The sequence below is a fragment of the Gemmatimonadota bacterium genome, assembly GCA_016719105.1.
Classification (GTDB): Bacteria; Gemmatimonadota; Gemmatimonadetes; order Gemmatimonadales; family Gemmatimonadaceae; genus SCN-70-22.
This window is the reverse complement of sequence record JADKAQ010000031.1, coordinates 54,338-69,896: the sequence shown is the minus strand read 5'-3', so window position 1 is coordinate 69,896 and position 15,559 is coordinate 54,338. Positions and strand designations below refer to the sequence as shown.

At 65.8% G+C, this 15,559-nt stretch carries 17 protein-coding genes; 8 read left to right on the top strand and 9 right to left on the bottom strand.

Annotated elements, in window-relative coordinates:
- Nucleotides 1-197: 197 nt before the first annotated feature.
- From IPN47_23055 to IPN47_23035, 5 genes are all read left to right on the top strand, one after another.
- Nucleotides 198-677 carry a nuclear transport factor 2 family protein gene (locus tag IPN47_23055; protein ID MBK9410876.1) on the top strand — a complete coding sequence of 160 codons (480 nt, stop codon included), beginning with the start codon at nucleotides 198-200 and terminating at the stop codon, nucleotides 675-677.
- A gap of 46 nt (nucleotides 678-723) precedes the next feature.
- Complete coding sequence (locus tag IPN47_23050; protein ID MBK9410875.1) at nucleotides 724-1,188, top strand: BlaI/MecI/CopY family transcriptional regulator; 465 nt, start codon at nucleotides 724-726, stop codon at nucleotides 1,186-1,188.
- Nucleotides 1,189-1,256: 68 nt separating this feature from the next.
- A complete protein-coding gene (locus IPN47_23045) occupies nucleotides 1,257-2,279 on the top strand; it encodes a M56 family metallopeptidase (GenBank protein ID MBK9410874.1) in 1,023 nt (340 codons plus the stop codon).
- A 76-nt stretch (nucleotides 2,280-2,355) separates the two neighbouring features.
- Nucleotides 2,356-2,760 carry a copper resistance protein CopC gene (locus IPN47_23040; GenBank protein ID MBK9410873.1) on the top strand — a complete coding sequence of 135 codons (405 nt, stop codon included), beginning with the start codon at nucleotides 2,356-2,358 and terminating at the stop codon, nucleotides 2,758-2,760.
- 15 nt (nucleotides 2,761-2,775) lie between these two features.
- On the top strand, nucleotides 2,776-3,717 hold the full coding sequence (locus tag IPN47_23035) for a CopD family protein (protein ID MBK9410872.1): 942 nt from the start codon (nucleotides 2,776-2,778) through the stop codon (nucleotides 3,715-3,717).
- Between the two features lie 98 nt (nucleotides 3,718-3,815).
- Here IPN47_23035 and IPN47_23030 read toward each other — a convergent pair whose 3' ends face one another.
- Both IPN47_23030 and IPN47_23025 read right to left on the bottom strand, forming a co-directional pair.
- Nucleotides 3,816-4,844 (bottom strand): type II glyceraldehyde-3-phosphate dehydrogenase, encoded by a 1,029-nt coding sequence (locus IPN47_23030; protein MBK9410871.1) that lies wholly within the window; start codon nucleotides 4,842-4,844, stop codon nucleotides 3,816-3,818.
- Complete coding sequence (locus tag IPN47_23025) at nucleotides 4,841-5,170, bottom strand: four-helix bundle copper-binding protein (protein MBK9410870.1); 330 nt, start codon at nucleotides 5,168-5,170, stop codon at nucleotides 4,841-4,843. Before IPN47_23025 ends, IPN47_23030 begins: the two co-directional genes overlap by 4 nt.
- A gap of 314 nt (nucleotides 5,171-5,484) precedes the next feature.
- Here IPN47_23025 and IPN47_23020 point away from each other — a divergent pair, with 314 nt between their 5' ends.
- From IPN47_23020 to IPN47_23010, 3 genes are all read left to right on the top strand, one after another.
- Complete coding sequence (locus IPN47_23020) at nucleotides 5,485-5,952, top strand: nuclear transport factor 2 family protein (GenBank protein MBK9410869.1); 468 nt, start codon at nucleotides 5,485-5,487, stop codon at nucleotides 5,950-5,952.
- Between the two features lie 122 nt (nucleotides 5,953-6,074).
- On the top strand, nucleotides 6,075-6,854 hold the full coding sequence (locus IPN47_23015) for a DUF4198 domain-containing protein (GenBank protein MBK9410868.1): 780 nt from the start codon (nucleotides 6,075-6,077) through the stop codon (nucleotides 6,852-6,854).
- 60 nt (nucleotides 6,855-6,914) lie between these two features.
- Entirely contained in the window at nucleotides 6,915-7,775 is an 861-nt protein-coding gene (locus IPN47_23010) for an alpha/beta hydrolase (protein MBK9410867.1), read from the top strand.
- A gap of 200 nt (nucleotides 7,776-7,975) precedes the next feature.
- On the opposite strand, the gene IPN47_23005 is transcribed toward IPN47_23010, so the two are convergent.
- From IPN47_23005 to IPN47_22975, 7 genes are all read right to left on the bottom strand, one after another.
- Nucleotides 7,976-9,607 (bottom strand): hypothetical protein, encoded by a 1,632-nt coding sequence (locus IPN47_23005; protein ID MBK9410866.1) that lies wholly within the window; start codon nucleotides 9,605-9,607, stop codon nucleotides 7,976-7,978.
- A 279-nt stretch (nucleotides 9,608-9,886) separates the two neighbouring features.
- The gene (locus tag IPN47_23000) at nucleotides 9,887-10,450 is read right to left on the bottom strand and encodes a hypothetical protein (GenBank protein MBK9410865.1); all 564 of its coding nucleotides are present in this window, start codon (nucleotides 10,448-10,450) and stop codon (nucleotides 9,887-9,889) included.
- Nucleotides 10,451-10,590: 140 nt separating this feature from the next.
- On the bottom strand, nucleotides 10,591-11,136 hold the full coding sequence (locus tag IPN47_22995) for a thioredoxin family protein (protein MBK9410864.1): 546 nt from the start codon (nucleotides 11,134-11,136) through the stop codon (nucleotides 10,591-10,593).
- 36 nt (nucleotides 11,137-11,172) lie between these two features.
- Nucleotides 11,173-11,598 (bottom strand): metal-sensitive transcriptional regulator, encoded by a 426-nt coding sequence (locus IPN47_22990; GenBank protein MBK9410863.1) that lies wholly within the window; start codon nucleotides 11,596-11,598, stop codon nucleotides 11,173-11,175.
- 91 nt (nucleotides 11,599-11,689) lie between these two features.
- Nucleotides 11,690-14,104 (bottom strand): copper-translocating P-type ATPase, encoded by a 2,415-nt coding sequence (locus tag IPN47_22985; GenBank protein MBK9410862.1) that lies wholly within the window; start codon nucleotides 14,102-14,104, stop codon nucleotides 11,690-11,692.
- Between the two features lie 25 nt (nucleotides 14,105-14,129).
- Nucleotides 14,130-14,522 carry a cupredoxin domain-containing protein gene (locus IPN47_22980; protein MBK9410861.1) on the bottom strand — a complete coding sequence of 131 codons (393 nt, stop codon included), beginning with the start codon at nucleotides 14,520-14,522 and terminating at the stop codon, nucleotides 14,130-14,132.
- A gap of 42 nt (nucleotides 14,523-14,564) precedes the next feature.
- Entirely contained in the window at nucleotides 14,565-14,924 is a 360-nt protein-coding gene (locus tag IPN47_22975; protein MBK9410860.1) for a heavy-metal-associated domain-containing protein, read from the bottom strand.
- Nucleotides 14,925-15,559 lie beyond the last annotated feature (635 nt).

Here is a 15,559-nt window from a genome sequence, read left to right as displayed (position 1 = left end):
GCCGCGGCTACGGGTTCAAATGCTGGGGCAACATTTACACGATGTAAAGTAGCTGGAGTCGTTCGTATCGGGCACCTCTTGCGGCGATGACTTTACGACGTGTAAACTCTCCGTTTCACTGAAAGCTCCGTCTCCCTTCCTGCCTGCCACCCTGAGTCATGACAATTCTCCCCCGCGGGACACGCCTCGTTGTGCTCTTGTCCGCCATGCTGGTGGGCGCCGTTGCGCAGGCTCAGTCGCAAGCGCACGATGCTCACCATTCCGCGACGAATGCTGAGGTTGCAGCCGTCGTGCAGGCTATGCGAGCGCTCTTTGCCGCAGCCGAACGAGGCGACCTCACGGCGCTTGATTCCCTGTATGCCGGTGACAGCCTGCTTGTCATCGAAGGAGCGGGCCTGAATCGCGGCTGGGTGGACTATCGCGACAACCATCTCGCACCGGAGCTCAAGGAGTTCCGCAACTTTCGCTATCGTCCGTTCGAGATCGAGGCCAGAGTCTCGGGGACGCTGGCGTGGGCGACCTACCGTTACGCGCTCGCGGCTGACGTTCCGGATCGCAAGGTCGACGTGGTCGGGCGGGGTACGGCCATTCTGGAGCGGCGAGGTGATCGTTGGGTCGTGCGGCTGACTCAGACGGCGGGCCGTGCGCGTCGCCCCAGTGACCCGCCGATGCCGTGACGGCCGAGAGTTGCCCACGCGACACCGCCGCCTGTAGACTCAGCACATGACTTCTCGCAAGCGCCCCGGAATAGCTCTCGCGTCTCCCAAGCTCCCCGCGACGATGAAGCTCTCGGGGGACGGTGTCGGCACCGTCCTCGGACAGCTCGAGTCTCGCCTGATGCGGCTCTGTTGGGATGCTCGGGAGCCCCTCACGGCCCGCGAGATTCACGAGCAGCTCCGAATCGAGCACCCGGTCTCGCCGTTCACCAGCACCACGGTGTTGAACCGGCTCGTCGAAAAGGGCCTTCTCAAGCGCGAGCGTGTCGATGGGCGCCTGCACTTCAGTGCGCGCGTCAACGAATCGTCGTTCGTCTCGCATGCGTCGCGTAGGGCGGTCGAGGGCATCCTATCCCTCGGCGCTGAGGCCGTCACGGCATCTTTTGTCGATGTGCTGGCGGAACGCGATCCTGCCCAGCTCGAGGAACTCGCTCGCCTCATCCGCCAGAAACTGCGGGAGCAGGGGGGCTGACGGCGATGCGGGTGGCCCCGTCCGCCGTCCGGCCTCCGGTCATTCGCCGCGAAGAGCGCAGACGACGCGTGCTGTTGTTCGCAATGGTGGCGGCGTTGCTGCTTGGGATTACCCCGGTGGTGGGGCATCATGTGCTCGGCGCGGTCGACTGGCTCTCGGCGGAGCAGCAGCACCTCGGAATGCTCTGCCTGGTTACGCTGCATCAACTGCTAGCGCCCGTTCATGATCTTTCGCATTGGTTGCTCTACCTGGGAATCGTCTTTGCAGTCGTGGAGCGGGGGCGTGTGCTCTGGCGTCACTGGAGGGTGATGCGGGCGCTGCCGCAGTCACGAATCATGCCTGATGGGCCAATTGGCCTCGCCGCACGTCGCGCCGGCCTCAACCCCGAGCGTGTTCGCGCGATATCGGGCTTGCCAACGCCCGCGTTCGTATCAGGCTGGCTTAGGCCGCGCGTCATCGTCGCCGCAGATTTGCCTGACCTTCTGACAGCCGACGAACTTACGGCTGTTCTTGCCCACGAGGCCGTCCATGTGCGGCGCCGCGATCCGCTGCGGCTCTTTTCGCTTCGCGCGCTGGGCTCGCTGCTGTTCTGGCTCCCGGTCATGCGGCGCCTGGCCGCTGATCTTGAGGATGAAGTCGAGATCACCGCCGACGATGAAGTCGCGCAGCACCTCGCGCTCCCGCTCGCATCAGCCGTGCTGAAGTTGGGTAGCGTCCGCACCAACCCCGTCGCGGCCACGGTCGGATTTCAACGGGCCGACTTGCTACCGCGAAGAATTCGTCGCCTCGCGGGTGAGGACACGGTCGCCTCCTCGCACACGTCCACCGGCTCGCTGGTCGCGGCGGCTGCCGCGCTGTTGCTCACGTGGACTTCGGGTCTGATGGTGCTGCACCCACTCAACGATCCCTCGGATCACAGTGAGCACGGACCAGCGCACTGCGATCATCCGAACGGAAACGCGCTGACGCACTTGTTCTGTCGCGGGTGGACAGTGGGAACCGGAAACTCTGCCGCGGGATGCCCACATGACGACGACCATCATCTCGTCAGCGGGCTACCTACCCCGGCGTCCACAGCACCCGCGATCTGATCGGCCATTGCCAGCGCAGCAGGTCTTGGGGTATATTTTACGGAGCGTAAAAATAGACCACTCCAACGACCCGTCCATGAAGCTGAGAAATCGAGCCTGGGCCTTTCTGTTCGCGCTGAGTGTTGCCGCACCCCTCAGTGCGGCGTACGCTCATCCGCGCCTTCTCAAGGCGACTCCCGCCGCTGATAGCCGATCCGCCGAGGCACCGCGACAGGTTGCGTTGACCTTCAACGAGTCGTTGGACGTCGCGCTCACCCGCGTCACCCTCTTTCGTGGAGACACGCAGGTACGAGCAGACTCTCTGCATTTGGCCGCCGGCGATGATAAGACGGTGGTAGCGTCTCTCGGCGCAGCGCTCGCGCCCGGAAGCTACACCGTTCGCTGGCAGGTTACCGGCGATGATGGACACCCCGTACGCGGGGAGTTGAAGTTTGCAGTCTTACCGACGAGCGTGGGGACGTCTAAAGCGACGCGCCCGTAGCCACGCGGCTTTCGGATGGAGAGCTATTTCGGCGTCGAGTCCCCGGCGTTCGTCGCTATACGGGCGGTGCTCTCTATCTGCAGTATCTGCCTGCTCGGTGCCTTCGCGTTGCGCTGGGCCGTGGTCGCGCGCTACGTGGGACCCGACGCGGAAGGAGTTCGTGCGGCGGTAGATGAGCGTCTGCCGCGCTGGATCGACTGGTTAGGCATTACCGCCGTCGCAGCGTCCGTTGCTCGGCTCATTGCCCAGCACGCGGCGGTGTTCGGCACCGATGTTGCGCTATCGAGAGATGCGGTCGCGACGCTGCTCTTTCGCTCCGGGTGGGGAAAAGCGTGGTGGGTCGCGACCCTGGCCGCCGTGACCATAACGTGGATCGCGCCCCGTCTGCGCCAGAGATCCGGCGTCGCGTGGGTCGCATCCGCCGCAGCCACGCTGTTATTCGTAGCCTCGCAGCCGTGGTCCGGCCATCCCGCCGCAGCAGACGTGCCGTGGCTGGCAACTTCAATCCAACTGCTGCATCTCATCGGCGCCGGGGGCTGGCTGGGTAGTCTCGCGCTGTTGACGGTCGTGGCGATTCCGGCGGCGAAGAGTCTCGAGGTCGCAGAGTCTAGATCCGTTGATGCACGGATCGCTGGTTTGGTGCGCGCGTTCAGCCCCACCGCCCTCGCGTTCGCCGCACTGTTGGCCACCACCGGGACAGTGACCGCGTGGAGGCATCTTGGCGGCCTGCTCCCGTTGTGGCAGAGCGGCTACGGCCGTACGCTGCTGCTCAAGCTGGGCTTCCTCAGTATCGTGCTGGCGGCAGGCGTCTACAACTGGCGCCGCGTGCGGCCTGCCTTGGGCGAGCCGCATGCGACGGTCCGACTGCGCCGATCATCGCTGGTAGAGCTGACGGCTGCCTTGCTCGTAGTCGTGGTGACCGCGGTGCTCGTGGCGTCGCCGATGCCAGGAGAATAACGATTTCGCCAGAAGTGAGGGGGGGCCCCCCGGGGGGGGGGGGGGTGGGTGGGTGGTGTTGTGGGGGGGGGGGGGGGTTGGGTGTGTTTCGCAGGGTCTCACAGGAAACGCTGACGGACACCAAGACTCTCATCGGTGCGCTGCATCGAGAGCGCTCCGTTCCGCTCACTGCCGGTGAGAGCTCGGATGGCGTCGAGCGTCTCCGGGACCACGATAGCCTGATTGTCTACCTGGTACGCGTACATCAACTCCTTGCCCTCCACGGTGAGGATGTCCTCCCACAGCGCGACCTCCCACATGTCGCCTCGCGGCCGACCGATTTCCTTCATCAACTCTGCCGTAACGTTGAGCGCCGCAACCCCGTCGCTGACGCGGATAAACGCGATGCGAGACACGGCCATGAATGCCGCCAGCACCTCGTCCCGACTCGCGGGGCGCGCAAGATCAACAATCCAGTGGTGGAGATGTCCTACGTTCTGGGGCGACTTGGTCGCGATGGTCACGACGTCGAGGTCGGGAAGCACGGTGCGCGCATCCGGACCCTGATGACTGGGGATCACCGGCTCCGGGACCATCGTGTTCATGATTCCCTCGCGATGACTTTCCCACGGGTCGGACGCCCGTCGCACCAGGACGCCGCGGGCTCGCCCGAGCAGTCCCGCCTGGCGGAGCGCGAAGAGGGTCCGCACCGTTGAGGTGGTGTTGCATGAGACGACGCGCGTGGACCGGCGGTCGAGGGCGGACTCGTAGTTCGCACACGCGACGAAGGAGTGTCCGGCCAGATCGTGTTTCGCTCCGCCCTGGAAGATGTGTCGTACGCCCGCCGCGTTGTACAGCTCTCTATTCTGGGCGTCCACACCTTTTGGGGTACAATCCACCACGACATCCGCAACCGCGAGCAGTTCCCCAAGGTCACCCCTAGGCTCGCACCCGGCCGCGCGCAGCGCCGTGACGGATTCGGCGGTTGCTCCATAGATCGCAAAGTCGCGTTCCCGTGCCACTTGCATCCGCCAGTCGGTCGCGACGTCGACGATTCCGGCAAGCTGCATGTCGGGCTGCATGCCCACGGCGTCGGCGACGCGACGCCCGATCACCCCGAATCCATTCACTGCGACGCGAACAGTCATCCGGCCATCTTGCGGCACGCCTCGGCGCAACGACGGCAGGCCTCAGCGCAGCTCTTGCAGTGTTCCATCTCGTGCGCATCGCATTCCTTGGCGCACCAATCGCAGATGTCGGCGCACAGCGCGCAGAGTTGCTTGGCAAAGGGGCTGTGGCGCGCTATCGCATCGCTACAGAGTCGGGCGATGGCGGCGCACTCAATGCAGCACGCCGGGCAATCATTGGAGCTGGTCTTGCCGGTCATATGCGCGAAACAATGGCCGCATTCTGTCGCGCAGTCGTTGCACGCGGCGATGCAATCCTTCGCCGTCTGATCGAGATGGTGGCTCATGATGTGCCCTCGTGAGTTTTGGTTGAGACCTCGGCGCAAGCCATCGAGCGATATTCCGCCCTGCATTCGGTTGCAGTTCTACGCATACATGTTTTACATAGCGTAAAGACGGAATGCGCACAATCAACCTTGAGAGCTATTCGGCCGGCGACGAGTCGGCGCGCCGAAGGTACACGACAGCGAACGAAGCAGTCAGTCGGGCCCTGGGTCGCAGAAAAATCGCGGTGCGGGCGGCCCTCGTGAGACCTCCTGTCACAGCGTATTTTACCCGAAGTAAAGGTGTGCCTCCCCCGCCACCCCATCCACGCCTCCTCATGCTGCCGATTCTGCGCATAGGTGCGCTCGCCTTCTCGCTGGGCGCCCTCGTCCCGACGTCCCCCGTACGCGCCCAAGCAGCGCGGGCTGACTCAATCGCCGTCACTACCGCCGTCACACGATTCCACGACGCGCTTACCGCGGGCGATTCCGTGCGCGCCGTCGCTACGCTGGCGAGCGACGCGCTCATTCTCGAAAGCGGTGCCATCGAGACCCGCGCCGAGTATCTCGGCCACCATTTGGGTGCGGACATGGCGGCGAGCAAAGACTCCAAGGGCACTCAAACCGTTGTCCAGGTTCGGGTAGCGGGAGACGCCGCCTACGTCGTATCACGGACGGTCACCCCGCCGACAGGTGAAGAAGGTTCGACAGGTTCGCAGATGGCTGAGCTTATCGTTCTTGAGCGCACGACAACGGGCTGGAAAATTCAGGCGATCCACTGGTCGTCTCGCCGACGCCGCTCGTGACACGCACTGGAGACTCGGCGATTCGACGCCTTGGGCGCCGCCCTGTGGCCATGGCGGCCACGGTAGTTGTCGCGTTGTTCGCTGGTTCGGCGACACTGCTTACGGCACACGACTTTTGGCTGGTGCCTGACGCGTTTGCGGTCACGCCTGGCGGGCGCATCGAATTGAGCGGCCAGACGTCGAGCCTGTTTCCGAGCAGTTTGTCGGCCGTAGCACCGGATCGTATCATCTCAGCGCAGGTCGTCACGGCCAACTCAGCGGTCACCGTTCGCGATGTGTCTGTGCAGGGGCAATCGCTTCGACTCGCGCACGCGGCCACCACAGCAGGCCAACACCTTATCGGCGTGCAGCTCGCGCCGAGAACCGTCCGCGAATCGCCGGCAAGTTTTCGGCGGTACCTCGATCTGGAGGGCGCGCCGGAGGCGAGGCAGCGATATGAACGCGCGGGTTTGCTCCCGCCTGTCGGCGGTGATAGCATCGTGCGACGCTACGCAAAGTACGCCAAGACCGTGGTCGAGGTCGGTGATGGACCACGGGCGTTCCAGCGTCCGCTCGATCACCCGCTTGAGTTCGTGCTGCTCTCCGATCCATCGGCGCTTCGCATTGGCGACACTCTTCGCGTCAGGCTTGTACTGCTGGGCAAGCCTGCAGTCTCGGCCTCTCTCCATGCGGGCTCCGTACCGAGCGGGCCTGGCGCGCGTACCGACACCGCCGCCGCACGTCGTGCCGCCGCGCGCGACGTGAAGTTGGAGACCGACGCGAGCGGCGTGGCCACCGTCGTGGTCACGCAGTCTGGCCTCTGGAATATTCGCACGCTGCAGATTGTGCCCGCCGACAAAGGATCCGGCGCTGACTGGGATGTACATTGGGCCACCCTGGTGTTTTCCGTCAAACGCCGATAGACCGGCGGATACACCGCCATGAACCGTCCCGGTAGTACCCGTCGCCGATGGCTCAAACGAGTGGCACTGGGAACGGGTGCCGTCGCCGTCGGTATCGCCGCGCTGGCCATCGTTGACGCAGACGGCGCTGACACCGGACGCCCCCTGTTCGTGCGGCGTCTCGGCGACAGCGGCCCGTTGCTGGTCTTCCTACCGGGCATCGGTGCGACCACACGTTTCTGGGAACTGGTGGTCGCCCCGCTGGCAGATCGCTATCGGCTAGTGTTGATCGATTTGCTCGGCTTCGGACGCTCACCCAAGCCGTGGACCACCTACTCGGTCGACCGACATCTCGCAGAACTCGAGCGCGTCATCGCACCGCTCGCTGCCGACGGACCCGTAACACTGGTGGGACATTCGCTCGGTGCGCGGCTCGCGGTAACGTATGCCGCCCGAAACCCGACGCATGTGCGCGGCCTCGTGCTCGTGAGCTTGCCATACTTCACGGGCGGTGAGGAGGCCAAGCGATTTCTCAGGCAGGGCGACAGTGGATGGGTACGAACGCATTTGGTGCCACTTGCGCTGTGGTGTCTGCTGGGCCGCCGCCTGCTCGGGTGGGCGGCACCGATGATGGCCGGTGATGTCCCGCGCGAAGTGGTGGAAGACATGAATCAGATGACATGGCGCTCGTCGACGTCGACCCTCTGGGAGGCCATCTACCGATACGATCTGTCGGTCGATCTGCGACGATTGCGGGCCAATCTGCCGGTGACGCTCTTGCACGGCGATCAGGACCAAAGCGCTCCGGTCAGTGGCGTTTGGGACATCAGTCGCCAGCGACCGTCCGCTATAGTGCGCGTTCGTGAGGGCGAGGGACATGCACTTCCGTTGAATCAACGAGAGTGGGTCCGCGAGCAGATTGGTGGAGCGGTGCCCGCGTAGTATTTGCGCCGCATTGGTTTCTGTCTTTGGACCTCACGCCCGACGCCGATGGTCGATGTGGTGGACTTACGGAGTCGGTACGCGTAGCGCCCAGCATTGCGCTGCTGAAGCGCAGCAGCGCCGCGGTCCGACCGAAGATTCGGTTCGCACCGCGGTACTGCTCCGACGCGACCGCCACCATACGCTGAGCGACATCCAGCTCAGCGAATGGACTCAGTTGGCGGCTTCTTCACGGGTGGCTTCGGCGTCGTCATCACATGTCCGGCGTGTGGATCCGCGGGCTTGGGCGTGGCCTTGGGTGTCATTTTCGCCGGTGGACGCTTGGCCGCCGGTGTGGCAGGGCTCGACCGGCGGGCAGGCGGCGCCTTGGGCAACGAATCCACTGCTCCCATCGATTCGAGATGTTGCTGATGCGCGCGCAACGCAGGATTAGCCAGTACGCGTGCACGAATTGCCGGGTCCCGTAGCATCGCATCGTGCATCTCGCGCATCATGGCCTGCGCCGCCGTGTTCTCCGACGGTGCAGGCGTCACGCCATGCTGCATCGCATGGTGTGCGGCACTTGTGTCTCGGCGCGCCGAATCGGTGCGCGCACGTGACGTATCGGACGCGGTGTGGTTCATGCCCGCGTGATTCATACCTGCCATGGGTGCCGCACCTGCCGCCGCGGCTGGCGTCGGGGTCATGTTCGTATGGCCCGCATGCTCTCCGCCGGTGGCCTGCCCCGACTTGAAGCCGACCATCGCGCCGGTTCGGTCGTCGTGCGACATCACGGCGCCGTACGTCACCGTCGGCGTCGGAAGTGTCGGTAGGAAGCCCACGGACGGCCCGCCCATGTTCTCGATCCCCATGTGCCCCGCCATCGTCAGCCACGCCTGCGGCGTCATCACGTACGACGTGTCGTCGCGGAACCGTTCTGCGGCGAGCATGATCTCGGCGCGCTTCCGGTGACGCGGCACACTGTCATTCGCGAGGATGTCGCTGATGACGTCGTGCATGCTGTGCAGATTGTCGAAGATGATCGCCGCTTCCTGGTACCGCGCCGCGAACACCGGCGCGACGGCGGGCGTCATCGGCATCTGGTACGGGAACGTCCGCGGGGGGTCCTGCAGCATCTGCCAGAACCGCGCAGTCGTGGCCCGCACGCCGGCCTGCCGCTCGTCGACCGTTTTGCCCACCATCAGCGGTTCGTAGAGGCCCACCTGCAGCCAGTGGTATCCCCAGATCAGCCCGTTGAACTTGGGATACTGCTTCCGGAAGGCGAGCGAGTAGGGCTGTTCCTGCATCAGCTTCATGCTCTTCGGCTTCGAGCTGAAGGCGACATCCTTGCGCGTCTTGTAGTAGTCGATCAGGCGCTGCACCTCGCGATCCTTCGCCGTCTGATCGAGGCGCTCATCGGCGAGCACGTCGTAGAGTTGACGATGAAGGATGTGGGCCCACTCGAACATTTGCTTCGCTTCGGGCGCGAGCTGCACGTACTTGATCTCGATGGCTGCTTCTTCCAGCGGTATGCGGGGCGGCCGCACCAGCACGCGCTTCGTCAGGTAGTCATACTGCTTCACTTCCAGCTCATCGGGCGATGCGTGCGGCATCGTCCACAGCTTCTCGTACAGGATCGCGTGACCGTAGTCGAACGCGTTGAACAGCCGGTCGGCCGCCTGATAGTCGTTGCGGAAGGTCCAGTTGTGTGGCGCCTGCAGATAGAACTGCTCGTAGGTCGTGACCCACTGCGCAGACGCCGTCGCTGGTGTCGCGAGCGCGGTTCCGGCGAGCAGCGATGCGAGCAGCGCGCCGCGACCCAGGCGCGACGAGAGTGTGCGAACCTGAGACATTAGCGCTTCCTCCACGGCAAGCCGATTACGTAGGCGCCACCAATCGTGGCGAACCATCCCTTGTCATCTCCAGACAGTCGCGATCCGGCGCCCACGTCGAGCGCAACACGCGGGGAGAGCTGCACGCGCGTACCCACCGCGGCGTTCCACTCCAGCGGCTCGTCTTCGTGCAGCGGCTGACGCGCGAAGGCCTGCCCGAAAGCAACAGCGACTGCAGCGGGAAGGGGCGGTCGACCGAGACGCCACCCAGCCACCGGGACAACTCGGACGCGCCAGCCCCTACCGCGCCGGCCGCATCCGGACCGACGCGGGTGCTTTCCCTGCCGTGTATTGACCGTTCACATGGAAACGCGCCCATTGAAACGTCTTTGTCGCGATGCCCTTCACACTGGCGTACGTCGCGTCGGCGGCGAGTCCACCCACGGGGGCCAGCACGCTGGCACCGATGGCCAGTGCCGGAATGCGGGTCTCGGTGTTCAGGTTGTACAGCACCGACGCGTCAAGCCCGGTGATGCCCACCGTCTTGCCGCCTACCCCGGCATCGAGGATGGCAATCGGCAGGCCGATTTCGACCTGAGTACGGCGAAACAGGCCATACGCGAGCTCCGGCTCGATGCCCCAGTTGTACACACCGCGACGGTTTCTCTCCAGGCGGAGCGGAGCCGCTTGTATCTCGAGCGCGCGGCGCTCCACGGCATAGGCGTCTTCGATCTGCAGCGGACGACCGGCGTCGGTGTTGTAGTAGTCTGTTTGAGCCTTCGCATTTTGCGGCAGGCTCAAGGACGATATGGTCATGGTGGCGGCCAGCGCGAAGCGCTGGGGCCATCGATGTAAGGCAGTCATGGGACGAGAAGTGGTCGTTGTAGGTGGTGCAGGCGTCGACCGGGCAATCTACGTTTTACGTAGCGTAAAACATGAGACCCGATATCGGAAGTCCACGACGCTGCCTACTGGTCATGCTGATGATGCCGGCGATGCGGGCGCTAGGCGGCCCGGGCGGCAGCGCCGCCTTCGAGGAGCGCGAGGATCTCCGTCAACGTGGTCTGGGCACGATCCCGCGCGTACCATCGCCGGACCTCGCGGTACCGCGCTGTCTTGTCGAGTGCGTGCCCCTCCGAGCGCACCCAGGACTGGAGTGGCGCAGGCCGCGGGCCCCACCAGCCGACTTCGTGGTACGCCTCGTCGAGCACGATCACGATGGGGATGGATCGCGTGCCGCCGGTGAGGTGCGCGTCCATCAGATCCGGGTTCTCGTCTCGCGTGAGGATCCGCAGATCCAGCGTGGCAGACGCACCAGCCAGCGCCGCGAGCGCCGGGATCGTGTTGACGGCGTCGCCGCACCAGTCCTCGAGCAGCACCAGCAGGTGCCGGCGCGCCGACAGGCGATTGACACGCGCCACCAGGTCCGCGTCGGGCGCTGCGCGCTTGGCGAACGTCGCCCACAGCTCGTGATTTGCCGCCGCCTGCGCGACGAATTGGTCCAGCGTCAGCGCGCTGTTGTAGCGCGCCTCAAGTGTCAGGTCCTTCATGAGGGAATCTCCGTGGCCGCGCCGACCCGTGGTCGGTTAGCGGCTGTGCTTGAACATGAGGTCGACCAGCTCGTCGTACATCGACTCCGCCGCAGCGTCTGTCGACTGCATCGCCGAGCTGGCGCAGTGCTTCAAATGGTTGCGCATGAGTTCCCGCGACACGCTGCGCAGCGCCTCGTGTACCGACGAGATCTGCGTCATGATGTCCGCGCAGTAGCGGTCGTCGTCCACCATCTTCTGGAGGCCGCGCACTTGACCCTCGATGCGGCGGAGGCGCTTGATGTTGCGCTCCTTCACCGCGCCGTCGACGGCAACGGCCTTCCGCCCCTCCACGGCCGCGTCGCCGTGGGCACTGCACCCGCTGCTGGCGGCCGATGTGTTGAGCGTGGCATCCCATGTCGCATCGGACGCGTCGTCGGTCTGGTCGTGCGAGGTGGTGTGGCGGCTCTGGTTCGGGGTCATCGAGGTGCTCCAGGATCAGGTAGTGTGACGCAGTGCTCGTGAATGCTGCCTCGGGCGCGTGCTACGATGCGCGATGCGTGATGCGGTGCTGCTAGGCCGTCGTCGCGGCGAATCGCCGAAGGCGCAGGCTGTTCATGACCACGCTCACGCTGCTGAACGCCATCGCCGCGCTCGCGAGGATAGGGCTCAACAACAGGCCGGTGATCGGGAACAGCAGGCCGGCCGCGACGGGAATGCCGACGACGTTGTAGGCAAAAGCCCAGAAGAGGTTCTGCTTCATCGTGCGCATCGTGCGCCGCGAGAGTCGGATCGCGTCCACGACGCTGGCGAGATCACCGCGCATGAGTGCGATATCGGCCGCTTCGACCGCGATGTCGGTGCCGCTACCCATCGCGATGCCAATGTCGGCTTTCGCCAACGCTGGGGCGTCGTTGATGCCGTCACCGACCATGGCGACCACCCGCCCGCCAGCCTGCAGGCGCTCAATCTCCGCCACCTTGCCGGCCGGCAGCACGCCGGCGACCACGCGGCCGATGCCGGCGTCCCGCGCGACTGCATCCGCGGTGCGCTGGTTGTCGCCCGTGAGCATTACCACGTCGAGGCCAAGACGCTGCATCCGCTGGATCGCCGCGCGAGACGTCGCGCGAATCGGGTCTGCGACGGCCACCACACCCGCGAGCGCACCGTCGACCGCGACGTACATCGCCGTCTTGCCTTCGTCGGCGAGGCGATGGGCAACAGCGCGCAGGGGCGAGACGTCGACGGCGAAGTCCTGCAGCAAGGCTTCGTTTCCGACGGCCAGCGCGCGTCCCAGCACCACCCCTGTGGCCCCACGCCCCGTGTAGGATGCGAAGGCTTCCGGAGTCTCGACGGTGAGCCCCCGGCCGCGGGCATGGCGAACGAGCGCATCGGCCAGCGGATGCTCACTCATCGTCTCGAGTGACGCGACGAGCGAGAGCAACGCGTCGCTCGCCATCGGGCTGTCCTGTACGACCTCGACGTCCGTCACCGTTGGCCGTCCTTCGGTCACCGTGCCGGTCTTGTCGAGCACGACCGTCGTAATGTCGCCGGCACGCTGCAGCGCCTCCCCACCCTTGATCAACACGCCGAGCTCCGCACCCTTGCCCGTCGAGACCATCACGGCGGTGGGGACGGCCAAGCCCATGGCACAGGGGCACGCGATGATCAGCACGGCCACGGCCGCCGCGAACGCCCGGACGGTCGCTTCGCCCACGCCGCCGCCCGTCGCGTGCACCGCCACAAACCACGCGGCGAACGTCGCCACGGCGAGCGAGACCACGACCGGAACGAAGATCGCGCTGATGCGATCCGCCAGGCGCTGGATCGGGGCGCGCGATCCCTGCGCATCGCGCATCAGCTTCACGATCTGCGCCAGGACACTCGTTTCGCCAAGCGTCGTGGCGCGGTACCGGAATGCCCCCGTGCGATTGATCGTCCCGCCGATCACGCGATCACCCGTGCGCTTCGTGACGGGCAGTGACTCGCCGGTCAGCATACTCTCGTCCACCGCGCTCTCTCCGCTGACGATCTCCCCGTCCACCGGCACGCGCTCTCCGGGCCGCACGAGGATCATGTCGTCCGCGCGCACGCTGTCGACCGGCACGTCCTGCTCCGCCTCATCGCGCAGCACACGCGCCGTCTTCGGCTGCAGGTTCGCCAGTGCGCGGAGCGCGGTCGACGTCTCGCGCTTGGCGCGCGCCTCGAAGGCATTCCCGGTGAGTATGAGCGCGATGATGATGATCACCGCCTCGTAGTACACGTCGGGCGCTACCCCATGGCGCACGAAGAAGCTCGGTGCGACCGTGGCGACCACCGAGTACACGAACGCCGCGCCCGTGCCCACGGCGACGAGCGTGTTCATGTCGGCGGAGTGATGGCGAAAGGCAGCCCACGCCCGCGTGTAGAAGTGCCGGCCCGCCCACGTCATGACGCCGAGCGTCACGAGGAGCAGCCCCCATGAGAGGACCGAAGCCGGAATGGCGTAGAGCCATGGCAGCACGCTCCGCAGGCCCGGCGTCATGTGCTCCATTGCCCACCCCATGAACGGGTCGGCCACGGGCCCATTGTGTCCTGCATCCATTGCACCCATAAGGGGCATACTGAGCAGCATCGCCAGGACGCCCGCGATGGCGCTCGCCCACGCTTTCGCGCGCAGCTCCCGAAACTCCTCCGCCGTCGCGGCGTCGCGCGCAGCTTGCTCCTCGAAGGCGGTGCGATCCGCACGAGGCAACTCCGCGCCATAACCGGTCGCGCGAATCCGCTCGACCAGCGCGTCCGGCGTGATCGCCGACGCGTCGTACGCAATCGTGGCATTGCCCATCATCAGATTCACCGAGGCGTCGACGACGCCCGGTGTCTTGCTCAACGTCCGCTGAACGCGACCCTGGCAGGCGGCGCACGTCATGCCCGTCACCGGGATGACGACCTGCTCCGCCGATGGCGGAGGCGCAGCGGGCCGCGGGTGCGTGATATTCGCGGTGGTCATGGTTCGTGTCCTCGCGCGGGGGGAACTACTCGGCGATGAGCTTGCCGCGCAGCATGCTCATCCCGCAGGTGAATTCGTAGACGCCAGGCTTCGCCGGGGTCACGGTGACCGCGGTGGTCTCGTGCGCCGGCAGGTAGGTGCGGATGCCGAAGTCCGCAAACACGACTTCTTGCGAGCAACTCGAGGTCTCCTGGCGGTCAAACAGGAGGCGAACCGGGGCGCCGGCCTTCACGCGAATGGCGGAGGGCGTGTAGCCGCCATGGACGGCCACGGTGACCTCCTGCGTGTGCCCTGCCGAGCCTATGGCGGCCGTGGCCGGGGCGCGCTCCGCGGCGAAGAAGTACCAGTTGACCCAGAGGATCGTGGTGCCGGCTCCGGCGATCACGAGCCAGTCGATGCCGCCGAGTGAGGCGAACATGGTGGATGTCTCCGTGTGTGTTGAAGGAACGTGAAGGAGCAATCAGCGCGACGAGCAGCAGCCGCCGCTCGTCGGCGCCTGCGGAAGACCCGTCTTGGCCTCCGCACTGACCGCCGTGCCTGCACCGTTGCCAAGACCCGACCCTGACGCGAAGCTGGCCGGGTAGCCGGCCTCGCGGAGCGCCTGGATGAGCGCGGCAGGGAGCACCGTCCCTGGCTCGAGCCGTACCGACGCCCGGCCGATGCGTACGTCATCGACCTCGACACCGGGCAGACCGTTCAGGGCATTGCTCACAGCCCGGACACAGTGTCCGCAGGTCATTCCAGCTACCGCTAGGTCGAGGCGTTGTGAGGCTCGGGACTCGGCTGCGTCAGCAGCAGCGGAGGAGGGGGGTGGGCTCATGGCGGCGCAGTGGGCGCCAGCCGTCTTGGGGGTACTCGGACCAGTCATGTCGCGGACTCCGATTGACAAAGGATCGGGGTATCCGTGTGGATACCCTGGTGGGGTATATGATACATACCCCCACCCCCTATGTCAACAGGCTCCGGGACTAGGCGGTGGACACAGCCCCGTCGATTCGCACGGCGTCCTGACGCACGTGCTCATGCGGGCAGCGCTGCCCGGGCTGGTGCTCGTGATCCACCGCGCAGAACAGGTGCGAGAGCGCGTTCTGATGGACGTGCGCGCAGTGCGCAACGCCCGCAGCGGCGCCCGTCGGCATGGGATGCGCTACCACGAGGCCTGATACCCACACCGCGCTGAGCATCGCGGCTGCCCCGAGCAAGGAGCGTCTGGTGAGATGAGAGGAGACCACCGCCGTTCACCGGCAAGTCGCCGCACGCGGCGCTCCAGCAGCGCGTCGTGCTGCATGGGCCGGCCGCCTTGACTCAGAACCAGGCCGACGACGGCACTCCGCGGCAGCGAGCTCGAACCGCCACCTCCGAGCGGCGGAACATCCCACGCCGCCACGGCCAGGATGGCGCTCGCGAGGTCGAGCGGTCGTTCTCCCGCCGCAGCATCGTCTGCCACGACCGAGC

Excerpts from the sequence above, each read along its gene's own strand:
- IPN47_23000 (MBK9410865.1), bottom strand. The coding sequence starts at position 10,450 with ATGACTGCCTTACATCGATGGCCCCAGCGCTTCGCGCTGGCCGCCACC.
- IPN47_23005 (MBK9410866.1), bottom strand. The coding sequence starts at position 9,607 with ATGTCTCAGGTTCGCACACTCTCGTCGCGCCTGGGTCGCGGCGCGCTG.
- IPN47_23025 (MBK9410870.1), bottom strand. The coding sequence starts at position 5,170 with ATGAGCCACCATCTCGATCAGACGGCGAAGGATTGCATCGCCGCGTGC.
- IPN47_22980 (MBK9410861.1), bottom strand. The coding sequence starts at position 14,522 with ATGTTCGCCTCACTCGGCGGCATCGACTGGCTCGTGATCGCCGGAGCC.
- IPN47_23020 (MBK9410869.1), top strand. The coding sequence starts at position 5,485 with ATGCTGCCGATTCTGCGCATAGGTGCGCTCGCCTTCTCGCTGGGCGCC.
- IPN47_22995 (MBK9410864.1), bottom strand. The coding sequence starts at position 11,136 with ATGAAGGACCTGACACTTGAGGCGCGCTACAACAGCGCGCTGACGCTG.
- IPN47_23035 (MBK9410872.1), top strand. The coding sequence starts at position 2,776 with ATGGAGAGCTATTTCGGCGTCGAGTCCCCGGCGTTCGTCGCTATACGG.
- IPN47_22985 (MBK9410862.1), bottom strand. The coding sequence starts at position 14,104 with ATGACCACCGCGAATATCACGCACCCGCGGCCCGCTGCGCCTCCGCCA.
- IPN47_22975 (MBK9410860.1), bottom strand. The coding sequence starts at position 14,924 with ATGAGCCCACCCCCCTCCTCCGCTGCTGCTGACGCAGCCGAGTCCCGA.
- IPN47_23040 (MBK9410873.1), top strand. The coding sequence starts at position 2,356 with ATGAAGCTGAGAAATCGAGCCTGGGCCTTTCTGTTCGCGCTGAGTGTT.
- IPN47_23030 (MBK9410871.1), bottom strand. The coding sequence starts at position 4,844 with ATGACTGTTCGCGTCGCAGTGAATGGATTCGGGGTGATCGGGCGTCGC.
- IPN47_23050 (MBK9410875.1), top strand. The coding sequence starts at position 724 with ATGACTTCTCGCAAGCGCCCCGGAATAGCTCTCGCGTCTCCCAAGCTC.
- IPN47_22990 (MBK9410863.1), bottom strand. The coding sequence starts at position 11,598 with ATGACCCCGAACCAGAGCCGCCACACCACCTCGCACGACCAGACCGAC.